The organism is Herbaspirillum sp. RTI4, assembly GCF_034313965.1.
GTDB lineage: Bacteria > Pseudomonadota > Gammaproteobacteria > Burkholderiales > Burkholderiaceae_D > Herbaspirillum.
The window spans coordinates 659,015-673,636 of the sequence record NZ_JAVIWQ010000002.1; the positions used below are offsets into that span (position 1 = coordinate 659,015).

The 14,622-nt window shown below is 51.7% G+C and carries 8 protein-coding genes; all 8 read left to right on the forward strand.

What is annotated here, in order from left to right:
• Positions 1-130: 130 nt before the first annotated feature.
• A complete protein-coding gene (gene rpoB, locus RGU70_RS03155) occupies positions 131-4,237 on the forward strand; it encodes a DNA-directed RNA polymerase subunit beta (protein ID WP_322207962.1) in 4,107 nt (1,368 codons plus the stop codon).
• A 105-nt stretch (positions 4,238-4,342) separates the two neighbouring features.
• On the forward strand, positions 4,343-8,581 hold the full coding sequence (gene rpoC / locus RGU70_RS03160) for a DNA-directed RNA polymerase subunit beta' (RefSeq protein WP_322207963.1): 4,239 nt from the start codon (positions 4,343-4,345) through the stop codon (positions 8,579-8,581).
• 300 nt (positions 8,582-8,881) lie between these two features.
• Positions 8,882-9,265, forward strand: coding sequence for a 30S ribosomal protein S12 (gene rpsL, locus RGU70_RS03165; protein WP_322207964.1), 384 nt, complete (start codon positions 8,882-8,884; stop codon positions 9,263-9,265).
• Positions 9,266-9,396: 131 nt separating this feature from the next.
• The gene (gene rpsG / locus RGU70_RS03170; RefSeq protein WP_322207965.1) at positions 9,397-9,867 is read left to right on the forward strand and encodes a 30S ribosomal protein S7; all 471 of its coding nucleotides are present in this window, start codon (positions 9,397-9,399) and stop codon (positions 9,865-9,867) included.
• Between the two features lie 139 nt (positions 9,868-10,006).
• Complete coding sequence (fusA, locus tag RGU70_RS03175; protein ID WP_322207966.1) at positions 10,007-12,112, forward strand: elongation factor G; 2,106 nt, start codon at positions 10,007-10,009, stop codon at positions 12,110-12,112.
• A gap of 102 nt (positions 12,113-12,214) precedes the next feature.
• Entirely contained in the window at positions 12,215-13,405 is a 1,191-nt protein-coding gene (gene tuf, locus RGU70_RS03180) for an elongation factor Tu (protein ID WP_322207955.1), read from the forward strand.
• A gap of 67 nt (positions 13,406-13,472) precedes the next feature.
• Entirely contained in the window at positions 13,473-13,790 is a 318-nt protein-coding gene (rpsJ, locus tag RGU70_RS03185; protein ID WP_322207967.1) for a 30S ribosomal protein S10, read from the forward strand.
• Positions 13,791-13,965: 175 nt separating this feature from the next.
• The gene (gene rplC / locus RGU70_RS03190) at positions 13,966-14,622 is read left to right on the forward strand and encodes a 50S ribosomal protein L3 (RefSeq protein WP_322210686.1); all 657 of its coding nucleotides are present in this window, start codon (positions 13,966-13,968) and stop codon (positions 14,620-14,622) included.

Consider the following 14,622-nt stretch of genomic DNA (forward strand, 5'->3'; position numbering starts at 1 on the left):
TGTGCAAAAAATGTAGTTCCCGCAGCCCGACATAAAGGGCTGAGACTTGAAGTTTCACAATCACAACGGTCGCCCGGCGGCTTGTGTGAAGCTTGAATTCTCTATCCTTCCTGTCACTCACGGAGTGTCCATGCACTACTCATTTACTGAGAAAAAGCGTATTCGCAAGTCATTTGCAAAGCGCGCTATTGTCCACAACGTTCCGTTCCTGCTGGCGACTCAACTCGAGTCCTACCAGACATTCCTGCAAGCGGAGAAAGTACCGTCGCTGCGCAAAAATGAAGGTCTGCAATCGGCTTTTTCATCTATATTCCCCATCGTCTCGCACAATGGCTTTGCACGACTGGAATTTTTATCCTACGTACTCGGCGCACCGCCGTTTGACGTTAAAGAATGCCAACAACGCGGATTAACATTCGCGTCGCCGTTGCGCGCCAAGGTGCGTCTGGTGATTCTCGATAAAGAATCGCCAACCAAGCCTGTCGTGAAAGAAATGAAAGAGCAAGAAGTCTACATGGGCGAACTGCCTTTGATGACAACGACGGGCTCTTTTGTCGTCAACGGTACCGAGCGTGTCATCGTGTCGCAGTTGCATCGTTCCCCAGGTGTGTTCTTTGAACATGACCGCGGCAAAACGCACTCGTCCGGCAAGCTGCTGTTCTCTGCCCGTATTATTCCTTACCGCGGTTCATGGTTGGATTTCGAGTTTGATCCGAAAGATATCTTGTTTTTCCGTGTCGACCGTCGTCGCAAAATGCCGGTAACGATTCTGTTGAAAGCCATCGGCATGACGGCAGAGCAGATTCTGGCTAACTTCTTCGTATTCGACAATTTCGCGTTGCATACCGAAGGTGCCGAGATGGAATTCGTGCCTGAGCGTCTGCGTGGCGAAGTTGCCCGTTTTGATATTACCGACAAGGCCGGGAAATCACTGGTTACCAAAGATAAGCGCATCAATGCCAAGCATGTGCGCGACATCGAGGCGGCCGGCATCAAGTTGATTAGCGTTCCTGAAGACTATCTGTTGGGTCGCGTTCTGGCCAAGAATATCGTCGATGGCGACACTGGCGAAGTCGTTGCCAACGCCAATGATGAATTGACAGAAGAGTTGCTCGCGAAATTGCGCGACGCCAGCGTGACCGATATACAGACTTTGTATACCAACGACCTGGATATGGGTGGCTACATTTCCCAAACTCTGCGCGTGGACGACACTAACGACCAGATGGCTGCAAAAGTAGCGATCTATCGCATGATGCGTCCTGGCGAGCCGCCAACCGAAGATTCGGTTGAAGCGCTTTTCAACGGCTTGTTCTATAGCGAAGACCGCTACGACCTGTCCAACGTGGGCCGCATGAAATTCAATCGCCGCATTGGTCGCGATGAATTGACCGGTGCCATGACGCTTTCCAACGAAGACGTGCTGGCAGTGATCAAAATTCTGGTTGAGTTGCGCAATGGTCGCGGCGAAGTCGATGACATTGATCACTTGGGTAACCGTCGTGTGCGTTGCGTCGGTGAACTGGCTGAGAATCAATTCCGTGCCGGTCTGGTGCGGGTTGAGCGCGCTGTCAAGGAACGTCTGGGTCAGGCTGAAGCCGATAACCTGATGCCGCATGACCTGATCAATTCCAAGCCAATTTCTGCTGCGATCCGTGAATTCTTCGGATCGTCACAGTTGTCGCAGTTTATGGATCAAACCAATCCGTTGTCGGAAATCACGCACAAACGTCGCGTTTCTGCACTGGGCCCCGGTGGTCTGACGCGTGAACGCGCCGGTTTTGAAGTGCGCGATGTGCACCCAACTCACTACGGTCGTGTTTGCCCGATTGAAACACCGGAAGGTCCGAACATTGGACTGATTAACTCGCTGGCATTGTATGCGCGCCTGAACGAATACGGTTTCCTTGAAACTCCGTATCGCAAGGTTGAGGGCAGCAGCGTGACCGATCAGATCGATTACCTGTCGGCAATCGAAGAAGGCCGTTACATCATCGCCCAAGCGAATGCCACCATCGACAATTCCGGCAAGCTGTCGGATGAGCTGGTCTCGGCTCGTGAAGCCGGCGAAACGATTCTGGTGTCGCCAGAGCGCGTGCAGTACATGGACGTTGCTCCTGGTCAGGTGGTTTCCGTTGCAGCTTCGTTGATTCCGTTCCTCGAACACGATGATGCGAACCGCGCTTTGATGGGTGCCAACATGCAGCGTCAAGCCGTTCCTTGCTTGCGCCCTGAAAAAGCGTTGGTTGGTACCGGTATTGAACGCACAGTGGCAGTTGACTCCGGAACCACGGTGCAGGCATTGCGTGGCGGTATTGTCGACTACGTTGATGCAGGCCGTGTCGTGATTCGCGTCAATGATGAGGAAGCGACTGCCGGCGAAGTCGGTGTCGATATTTACAATCTGATCAAGTACACACGTTCGAACCAGAACACCAATATCAACCAACGGCCAATCGTCAAAGTGGGCGACCGCGTTGCCCGCCATGACGTGATTGCCGATGGCGCGTCGACCGATCTGGGCGAATTGGCTCTGGGTCAGAACATGCTGGTGGCGTTCATGCCGTGGAATGGTTACAACTTCGAAGATTCGATTCTGATCTCCGAAAAAGTGGTGGCCGATGATCGCTACACTTCGATCCATATCGAAGAACTGTCGGTCGTTGCCCGCGATACCAAACTGGGTGCGGAAGAAATCACGCGCGACATCTCGAACCTGGCTGAAAATCAGCTGGCCCGTCTGGATGAGTCCGGCATTGTTTATATCGGTGCGGAAGTGACTGCCGGCGATACGCTGGTTGGTAAAGTGACGCCGAAGGGCGAAACGCAATTGACGCCGGAAGAGAAGTTGTTGCGCGCCATTTTTGGTGAAAAAGCATCGGACGTCAAAGATACTTCACTGCGCGTGCCGTCAGGCATGGTTGGTACGGTTATCGATGTGCAAGTGTTCACCCGCGAAGGTATCGTGCGCGACAAACGTGCGCAACAGATCATCGATGATGAACTCAAGCGCTATCGTCTGGACCTGAACGATCAGTTGCGTATTGTCGAAGGCGATGCATTCCAACGTCTGGAGAAAATCCTGATCGGAAAAGTCGTCAACGGCGGTCCTAAGAAACTGGTCAAGGGCGCCAAGCTGACCAAGGAATATCTGGCCGATCTGGACAAGTACAACTGGTTTGATATCCGTCCTGCGGATGATGATCTGGCAACAGCATTGGAAGCAATCAAGGATTCGATTGCTGAAAAACGTCACCAGTTCGATCTGGCCTTTGAAGAAAAGCGCAAGAAACTGACGCAAGGCGATGAACTGCCACCAGGCGTTCAAAAGATGGTCAAGGTGTATCTGGCAGTCAAACGTCGTCTGCAACCAGGCGACAAGATGGCCGGTCGTCACGGTAACAAGGGTGTGGTTTCCCGCATCCTGCCGATTGAAGACATGCCGCACATGGCTGACGGTACTCCTGCCGACGTCGTTTTGAATCCACTCGGCGTGCCGTCGCGGATGAACGTTGGACAGGTTCTGGAAGTTCACTTGGGCTGGGCTGCCAAGGGTCTTGGTTTGCGTATTGGCGAAATGTTGAACGCACACGTTCAAGCCAACGACATGCGCAAGTACCTGAAAACCATTTACAACGAATCTGGCAAACAGGAAGACCTGGACAGCTTTTCCGATGAGGAAGTGCTGGAACTGGCAAGCAACCTGAAAAAGGGCGTTCCATTCGCTACGCCAGTGTTCGATGGTGCAGACGAGGGCGAAATCCGTCGCATGCTGGATCTGGCTTATCCCGACCATATTGCCAAGCAATTGGGCATGACGGCATCGAAGAATCAGGTCACGATGTACGATGGACGTACTGGCGAAGCTTTTGAGCGCTCCGTCACTGTCGGTTACATGCACTTTTTGAAGCTTCACCATTTGGTGGACGACAAGATGCATGCACGTTCGACTGGTCCTTACTCGCTGGTTACCCAACAACCGCTGGGCGGCAAGGCGCAGTTCGGCGGTCAGCGTTTCGGCGAGATGGAAGTGTGGGCACTGGAAGCCTACGGCGCATCATATGTGCTGCAGGAAATGCTCACCGTCAAGTCGGACGATGTGAACGGCCGGACCAAGATGTACGAAAACCTGGTCAAGGGCGATCACAGCATCGACGCTGGTATGCCAGAGTCGTTCAACGTGCTGGTGAAGGAAATCCGATCACTCGGTATCGATATCGATCTGGAACGAGATTAAGGCAGTGTCCGTCGATCCCGTGGAGAATTGAATTTTCCACGGGGTCGATAGTCCGCGTCATAGCTTCAAACAGAATATTTTTTTCACGCCAACCTGGAGTGATACATGAAAGCACTGCTCGATCTATTCAAGCAAGTACAGCAAAACGAACAATTCGACGCCATCAAGATTGGCCTCGCATCGCCTGAAAAAATCCGTTCGTGGTCCTACGGCGAAGTTAAAAAGCCGGAAACCATCAACTACCGCACTTTCAAACCTGAGCGTGATGGTTTGTTCTGCGCAAAAATCTTTGGCCCTATCAAAGATTACGAATGCCTGTGCGGAAAATACAAGCGTCTCAAACATCGTGGCGTTATCTGCGAAAAATGCGGCGTTGAAGTTACGCTGGCTAAAGTGCGTCGCGAACGCATGGGTCATATCGAACTGGCGTCGCCTACCGCGCACATCTGGTTCCTGAAATCCCTGCCATCCCGTCTGGGCATGGTTCTGGACATGACATTGCGGGATATCGAACGCGTTTTGTATTTTGAAGCCTACGTCGTAACCGATCCAGGTATGACTCCGCTGAAAAAATGCCAAATCATGTCGGAAGATGATTTTGCCGCAAAGTATGAAGAATACGGCGACGATTTCACTGCATTCATGGGCGCTGAAGGTATCCGCGAATTGCTGCGTTCGATCGACATCGATCGTGATGCCGAGACTTTGCGTCAGGAATTGAAAGAATCGAAGTCCGAAGCCAAGATCAAGAAATACGCTAAGCGCCTGAAGGTGCTGGAAGCGTTCCAGCGTTCGGGCATCAAGCCTGACTGGATGATCATGGAAGTCTTGCCAGTGCTGCCGCCTGAGCTGCGTCCGCTGGTGCCTTTGGATGGTGGTCGTTTTGCGACTTCCGATCTGAACGATTTGTATCGTCGCGTGATTAACCGTAACAACCGCCTCAAGCGTTTGATGGAATTGCGCGCACCTGAAATCATTACGCGCAATGAAAAGCGGATGTTGCAGGAAGCAGTCGATTCGCTGCTGGATAACGGCCGTCGCGGTAAGGCAATGACAGGCGCGAATAAGCGTCCTCTGAAGTCACTGGCCGAAATGATCAAGGGCAAGGGCGGACGTTTCCGTCAAAACTTGCTGGGCAAACGCGTCGATTACTCCGGTCGTTCGGTCATCGTCGTGGGCCCGCAACTGAAATTGCACCAATGCGGTTTGCCTAAATTGATGGCGCTGGAACTGTTCAAGCCGTTCATCTTCAACAAGCTGGAATTGATGGGTCTGTCGACCACGATCAAGGCGGCGAAGAAGCTGGTCGAAGCGCAAGAGCCAGTCGTCTGGGACATCCTGGAAGAAGTCATCCGTGAACATCCGGTGATGCTCAACCGCGCACCTACTTTGCATCGACTGGGTATTCAGGCGTTTGAGCCGGTACTGATCGAAGGCAAGGCAATTCAGTTGCATCCGTTGGTTTGCGCCGCGTTCAACGCCGACTTTGACGGTGACCAGATGGCCGTCCACGTACCACTGTCAATCGAAGCGCAGCTGGAAGCGCGTACGCTGATGCTGGCATCGAACAATATCTTGTTCCCGTCAAACGGCGAGCCATCGATTGTTCCTTCTCAGGATATCGTGCTCGGTCTGTACTACGCCACACGCGAACAGATCAACGGCAAGAACGAAGGGATGATGTTCCCCGACGTCTCCGAGGCGATTCGTGCCTACGATAACAAGGAAGTCGAACTGACGACCCGTGTCACCGTACGTATTACTGAATATCCGAAGGATGCTGTCAGCGGGGAGTTCGTCAAGACGATCACCCGCTACGAAACTACCGTCGGTCGCGCCATCTTGTCCGAGATTCTGCCTAAGGGCTTGCCTTTCTCCGTGCTCAATCGTGCACTGAAGAAGAAGGAAATTTCGAAATTGATCAACACTTCCTTCCGTAAGTGCGGTTTGCGCGCGACGGTGGTGTTTGCCGATCAATTGATGCAATCCGGTTTCCGCCTGGCAACTCGCGCTGGTATCTCGATTTGCGTGGATGACATGTTGGTTCCGCCACAAAAAGTGACACTGATCGCGGCCGCTGAAAGCGAAGTGAAGCAGATCGAACAGCAATACTCGTCAGGTCTGGTGACTTCCGGCGAACGCTACAACAAGGTTGTCGATATCTGGGGCAAAGCCGGCGATGACGTTGGTAAAGCCATGATGGATCAACTTAAGGTTGAAGACGTGATCCGCCGCGACGGTACTAAGTCAACGCAGGAATCGTTCAACGCGATTTACATGATGGCCGACTCCGGTGCGCGCGGTTCCGCAGCACAGATTCGTCAGCTGGCCGGTATGCGTGGTCTGATGGCGAAACCGGATGGTTCCATTATCGAAACGCCGATCACCGCGAATTTCCGCGAAGGTCTGAACGTGTTGCAGTACTTTATTTCCACCCACGGCGCTCGTAAGGGTCTGGCAGATACGGCGCTGAAAACAGCGAACTCCGGTTACCTGACACGCCGCCTGGTCGATGTGACTCAGGATCTGGTGGTCATTGAAGACGATTGCGGTACGGCCAATGGCGCTTTGATGAAGGCCATGGTCGAAGGCGGAGAAGTGATCGAAGCATTGCGTGACCGCATTCTGGGTCGCGTAGCCGCTACCGATATCGTCAATCCCGAAACACAAGAAACGCTGTATGAAGCCGGCACTTTGCTGGATGAAGACTCTGTCGAAGAAATCGAGCGTTTGGGTATCGATGAAGTCAAGGTGCGTACGCCTTTGACCTGCGATACACGCTATGGTCTTTGCGCAAAATGCTACGGTCGCGATCTGGGACGTGGTTCCATGGTCAATGCCGGTGAAGCAGTGGGCGTGATTGCAGCACAATCGATCGGTGAGCCAGGCACGCAGTTGACTATGCGTACCTTCCACATCGGCGGTGCGGCATCCCGTGCGGCAGTTGCCTCCTCGGTTGAAGCCAAGTCCAACGGTATCGTGCGCTTTACTGCAACGATGCGTTATGTGACTAACGGCAAGGGCGAACTGATCGTCATTTCCCGTTCAGGCGAAGCACTGATTACCGATGATCAAGGTCGTGAGCGTGAGCGTCATAAGGTGCCTTACGGCGCTACGCTGATCGTCAAGGATGGCATGCTGATCAAGGCTGGTACGGCTCTGGCAACATGGGATCCACTGACGCGCCCTATCATCACCGAGTACACCGGTACCGTGAAGTTCGAAAACGTCGAAGAAGGCTCGACCGTTGCGAAGCAGATTGATGAAGTGACAGGTTTGTCGACACTGGTAGCTATTGATGCCAAGCGCCGCGGATCAGTAACCAAGACTTTGCGTCCGCAAGTGAAGCTGCTCAATGAACAAGGCGAAGAAGTGAAGATCGCCGGGACTGAGCATGCTGTGACGATTGGTTTCCAGGTTGGTGCGCTGATTACCGTCAAGGACGGTCAGCAAGTCACTGTCGGTGAGGTTTTGGCGCGTATCCCGACCGAATCGCAAAAGACACGCGATATTACCGGGGGTCTGCCGCGGGTTGCGGAATTGTTCGAAGCGCGTTCGCCGAAAGATGCCGGTATGTTGGCAGAAGTCACGGGTACCGTTGCATTCGGCAAGGAAACAAAGGGCAAACAACGTCTCGAAATTACCGACATGGACGGTGCCAAGCACGAATTCCTGATTACCAAAGACAAGCAAGTGCTTGTGCATGATGGTCAGGTTGTCAATAAGGGTGAAATGATTGTCGACGGCCCGGCCGATCCACAAGACATTCTGCGCTTGTTGGGCATCGAAGCTTTGGCGCGCTACATCGTTGACGAAGTGCAAGACGTTTATCGTTTGCAGGGTGTGAAGATCAACGACAAGCACATTGAAGTCATCGTGCGTCAAATGTTGCGTCGTGTACAAGTGGTAGATGCAGGCGATACCGATTACATCATCGGCGAGCAGGTAGAGCGCTCCGAGTTATTGGATTCGAATGACTCCATCGCTAAAGCCAATAAGATCCCTGCAACATACGAAAATATTTTGCTGGGGATTACCAAGGCATCGTTGTCCACTGACTCGTTCATTTCTGCCGCATCGTTCCAGGAAACTACGCGTGTGTTGACAGAGGCTGCGATCATGGGCAAGCGCGATGGTCTGCGCGGACTGAAGGAAAACGTCATTGTTGGCCGACTGATTCCTGCCGGCACCGGCCTGGCTTACCATCGTGCCCGCAAGGAAAAAGATACTTGGGAAGCAGAAGAGCGTACTGCTTTGCTGGAATCCGAGCGTCTGACTCGTGCAGCAGACTTGCAAGCGCAACAGGCAGAAGTGTTTGGCGGCAGCGGTGACGTTGAACTGTAAGTAAGAATCAGGCGACACTGGCAGATTTTGCCGGTGTCGTCTATTGAACCGAAAGTATCGGACATGCAAGACTCAGCTTGACGAGTTCTGAAATGATCGTTATAGTAGCCAGTTCTCGAATTTAAGCTTTTTATGGTTCTAGCGTTCTCTGGTGCTCTTTGCACTTAGTAACTGTAGCGCTTCCCCATTTCGGCTGAATAAAAAGCGCGCATTAATTTGTGCGCCAGTTTTTGTGTGATCCTGGGCAACCGTTTCCGGGATTGCTGTTATCAATGCCATAATTTTGTTGGACAAAAAACGATGCCAACCATCAATCAACTGATTCGCCAACCACGTGTCTCCGCGACCGTCAAAAGCAAATCGCCGGCGCTGGAAAACAGCCCGCAAAAACGTGGGGTATGTACCCGCGTTTACACTACAACTCCAAAAAAGCCGAACTCCGCTTTGCGTAAAGTTGCCAAGGTGCGCCTGACCAACGGTTTTGAAGTCATCTCCTATATCGGTGGTGAAGGTCATAACCTGCAAGAGCATAGTGTTGTGCTCATTCGCGGCGGCCGGGTAAAGGATTTGCCTGGTGTGCGTTATCACATGGTTCGCGGTGCGCTGGATACCCAGGGCGTCAAGGATCGTAAGCAGTCGCGCTCGAAGTACGGTACTAAGCGTGCTAAGGCAGCAAAGAAATAATTGTTTTCATCGGGCGCGAGCCTCGTGAAATGTATCGGCCCCGAATGGGCCGAGTAAGTGGATATCTATGATGGATGTCCGCGAGTCTGCAGTTTTACTGCACACTCAACTGAAGACTGAAAGGAATTGAAATGCCACGTCGTCGTGAAGTACCCAAACGGGAAATTCTGCCAGATCCAAAATTTGGTAATGTAGATGTCGCCAAGTTCGTCAACGTATTGATGTTGTCGGGCAAGAAGTCAGTTGCTGAAAACATTATTTATCGTGCTTTCGAGCATATCCAGACTAAATCTGGCAAGGATCCACTAGAAGTGTTTTCTCTGGCAATCGGCAACTGCAAGCCGATGGTCGAAGTCAAGTCGCGTCGTGTTGGTGGTGCTAACTACCAAGTGCCAGTCGAAGTGCGTCCAGTCCGCCGTATGGCTTTGTCGATGCGTTGGTTGCGCGAAGCAGCTAACAAGCGCAGCGAGAAGTCGATGCCACAGCGTCTTGGTGGTGAGTTGCTAGAGGCTGCAGAAGGCCGCGGCGGTGCCATGAAAAAACGGGATGAAGTTCACCGTATGGCAGAAGCTAATAAGGCGTTCTCGCACTTCCGCTTCTAAGCCCGTTACAAAACCGGATTTGACTCGGCTTGCAGTGGAGCTAAGTCAACTCATGTATCTGATATTTGCACGAACCGAGCGCATATTTTTTAATGAAAATATAGCTCGGTTTCGTGCATTCAAGAGTTAGGAATAAATCATGGCCCGTAAGACCCCCATTGAGCGCTATCGTAATATCGGTATTTCAGCGCATATTGATGCAGGTAAGACCACGACTACCGAACGCGTACTTTTTTACACGGGTGTGAACCATAAAATCGGCGAGGTGCATGATGGCGCCGCTACGATGGATTGGATGGAGCAGGAACAAGAGCGCGGCATTACTATTACATCCGCTGCAACGACTTGTTTTTGGAAGGGTATGGCGAATAATTTCCCTCCTCACCATATCAACATCATTGATACCCCTGGCCACGTTGACTTCACAATTGAAGTAGAGCGCTCAATGCGCGTACTCGACGGTGCCTGCATGGTCTACTGTGCCGTTGGTGGCGTTCAGCCGCAATCTGAAACTGTTTGGCGTCAGGCAAACAAGTACAAGGTTCCGCGTCTGGCATTCGTCAACAAGATGGATCGTACCGGTGCTAATTTCTTCAAGGTTTACGATCAGATGCGTTCGCGTCTGAAGGCGAACCCAATCCCAATGCAAGTGCCTATTGGTGCTGAAGAAAACTTCGAAGGCGTCATCGATCTGGTCAAAATGCGTGCCATTTACTGGGATGATGCCAGCCAGGGTATGAAATTTGACTATCGTGATATTCCAGCGCATTTGTTGGAAGAAGCCAAAAAATGGCGCGAAAATATGGTCGAAGCAGCTGCTGAAGCATCAGAAGAGCTGATGAATAAGTATCTGGAGGAAGGCGATCTGTCGGAAGACGAAATCAAGATGGCAATTCGTCAGCGTACTATCGCCAGCGAAATTGTTCCAATGATGTGCGGAACAGCTTTCAAGAACAAAGGCGTGCAGGCGATGTTGGACGGCGTAGTTGAATACTTGCCTTCGCCGGTAGATATTCCGCCAGTTCCAGGCCTGAACGAAGATGATGAGCCAGTTGTCCGTAAAGCGGAAGATACTGAAAAATTCTCCGCATTGGCATTTAAAATTGCGACTGACCCATTCGTCGGTCAATTGTGTTTCATTCGTTGTTACTCCGGCACTTTGAATTCAGGCGACACAGTGTTCAATTCTGTGAAGTCGAAGAAAGAGCGCATCGGCCGTATCGTTCAGATGCACGCAAATCAACGCGAAGAAATCAAGGAAATGTTGGCCGGTGATATCGCCGCAGTCGTTGGTTTGAAAGATACAACGACGGGTGACACCCTCTGTGATGACAAGGCGATTGTTGTGCTCGAACGCATGATTTTCCCTGAGCCTGTGATTTCGCAAGCTGTTGAGCCGAAGACTAAAGTCGATCAGGAAAAAATGGGTCTGGCGCTGAATCGTCTGGCAGCTGAAGATCCTTCTTTCCGTGTCCGCACTGATGAAGAATCCGGCCAAACAATCATCGCCGGTATGGGCGAATTGCATCTGGATATTATCGTTGATCGCATGAGACGTGAATTTAACGTCGAAGCAACCGTCGGTAAGCCGCAAGTGGCGTATCGCGAAACAATCCGCAAGACTTGTGAAGAAATTGAAGGCAAGTTCGTGAAGCAATCGGGTGGTCGCGGTCAATACGGTCACGTTGTTCTGAAAATCGAGCCACAAGAGCCGGGTAAGGGCTTTGAATTCGTCGATGCAATTAAGGGCGGTACAGTTCCACGCGAATTTATCCCCGCCGTTGAAAAAGGTGTTCGTGAAACATTGAATACTGGCGTGTTAGCTGGTTATCCAGTGGTGGATGTTAAGGTAACGCTCTTTTTCGGTTCTTACCATGACGTCGACTCGAACGAAAATGCGTTTCGCATGGCTGGTTCAATGGCTTTCAAGGACGGCTGCCGTAAAGCAAGCCCGGTTATCCTGGAGCCAATGATGGCTGTTGAAGTCGAGACGCCTGAAGATTATGCCGGTACGGTGATGGGTGACCTTTCGTCACGTCGCGGCATGGTTCAGGGTATGGATGAGATTGCTGGCGGTGGCGGCAAGATTATCAAGGCTGAAGTCCCATTGTCGGAGATGTTCGGTTATTCGACATCACTGCGTTCGGCGACACAAGGTCGTGCAACTTACTCGATGGAATTCAAGCACTATTCCGAAGCGCCAAAGAATGTGATTGATGCGATCGTGACATCTAAGACCAAGTAACTGCTAGATGGCCCACTTCGTGAGAAGTGGGCTTATGCGTAGTCCCTAATCCCTTTCCGATTCATCGGATAAATAAATCGTTCTTTTTGAAGGAAATGCAAAATGGCAAAAGGCAAGTTTGAGCGGACCAAGCCGCACGTGAATGTGGGCACGATTGGCCACGTTGACCATGGCAAGACCACGTTGACAGCGGCGATAGCAACCGTGCTGTCGAAAAAATTCGGCGGCGAAGCCAAGGCCTACGATCAGATTGATGCGGCGCCGGAAGAAAAAGCGCGCGGCATCACGATCAACACCGCACACGTTGAATACGAAACAGCAAACCGTCACTACGCTCACGTTGACTGCCCAGGCCATGCCGATTATGTGAAAAACATGATTACTGGTGCCGCGCAGATGGATGGCGCGATCCTGGTGTGCTCCGCAGCAGATGGCCCGATGCCACAAACGCGTGAGCATATCCTGCTGTCGCGTCAGGTCGGCGTGCCCTACATCATCGTGTTCCTGAACAAGGCCGATATGGTCGATGATGCAGAGCTGCTGGAACTGGTTGAAATGGAAGTGCGTGAGTTACTGGTGAAGTATGAATTCCCAGGCGACGACCTGCCAATCATCGTTGGTTCGGCAAAGCTGGCACTCGAAGGCGACACTGGCCCAATGGGCGAGCAAGCAATCATGGCGCTGGCCGAAGCACTGGACACCTACATCCCGACGCCAGAACGCGCCATTGACGGCACATTCCTGTTGCCAGTGGAAGATGTGTTCTCGATCTCCGGTCGCGGTACTGTGGTAACCGGTCGTATCGAGCGCGGTATTGTCAAGGTCGGCGAAGAACTGGAAATCATCGGTATCCGCGACACACAAAAGACGACTTGTACTGGCGTCGAAATGTTCCGTAAGTTGCTCGACCAAGGTATGGCAGGCGATAACGTCGGCGTACTGTTGCGCGGCACGAAGCGTGAAGACGTCGAGCGTGGTCAAGTTCTGGCGAAGCCAGGTTCGATCAAGCCACACAAGCATTTCACTGGTGAAATCTATGTGTTGTCGAAGGATGAGGGCGGTCGTCACACGCCATTTTTCAACAACTACCGTCCGCAATTCTATTTCCGTACGACTGACGTGACTGGTTCGATCGAGTTGCCAGAAGACAAAGAAATGGTGATGCCGGGCGATAACGTGTCGATCACAGTCAAGCTGATCAACCCGATCGCAATGGAAGAAGGTCTGCGTTTCGCTATCCGTGAAGGCGGTCGTACCGTCGGCGCTGGTGTTGTTGCCAAGATCATCGAGTAATAGAAAAACGACAAATTGTCATCGCCACGGATGTGATCATCCGTGGTTCGTTCTTTAAAGGAAAATCATGTCAGCTCCAAGCCAAAAAATTCGCATTCGACTGAAAGCTTTCGATTACAAATTAATCGATCAGTCTGCACAGGAAATTGTAGAAACAGCCAAGCGCACAGGTGCAGTAGTCAAGGGCCCAGTCCCTTTGCCAACACGGATCCAGCGTTTCGATGTGCTGCGTTCCCCTCACGTCAATAAAACTTCCCGTGATCAATTCGAAATCCGTACGCACCAACGTTTGATGGATATTGTTGATCCTACGGACAAGACTGTTGATGCACTGATGAAGCTCGATTTGCCAGCTGGCGTCGATGTGGAAATTAAACTGCAATAAATTCAGTATTCAGTAGCTGAAGCGTGTGGAAAAAAGCATACGCAGTTTTCTTGTGTAATTGCATTTCCCGCGCTATAATGTTCGGCTTCGATATGAATGTGTAATAGCGCATTCATAATTATTGGTACTGCAAACAATCAGCCCCGCCCAATCGCAGGCGGGAATGGAGAAAAAAATGAGCCTAGGCCTACTTGGTCGCAAGGTTGGAATGATGCGCATCTTTACGGATGATGGGGATTCGATTCCTGTAACCGTATTAGACGTTTCAAACAATCGTGTGACGCAAATCAAAACTCCTGAAGTGGATGGTTATTCCGCTGTTCAGGTCGCATACGGTCAGCGCCGCGCATCGCGCGTTACGAAGGCTGCTGCCGGGCACTACGCTAAAGCTGGCGTTGAGGCCGGAACCGTACTCAAAGAATTCCGCATAGATGTTGCCCAGGCAGCTGAACTTAAAGCTGGTGACGTAGTTGCCGCTAGTTTGTTCGAGCTAGGTCAAAAAGTGGATGTGCAAGGTGTGTCTATCGGTAAGGGTTATGCCGGTACTATCAAGCGCCATCATTTTGCATCTGGCCGTGCTTCGCATGGTAACTCGCGGTCCCATAATGTTCCTGGTTCTATCGGTATGGCTCAGGATCCCGGTCGCGTGTTTCCTGGTAAGCGGATGACTGGTCACCTTGGTGATGTCACGCGTACCGTACAAAATCTGGAAATTGCCCGCATTGATGCTGAGCGTCAATTGCTGTTGGTCAAAGGTGCTGTTCCAGGTGCGAAAAATGGGCAAGTTGTCGTGTTGCCTGCGGTAAAAGTCAAGTCGAAAAAAGGAGCCTAA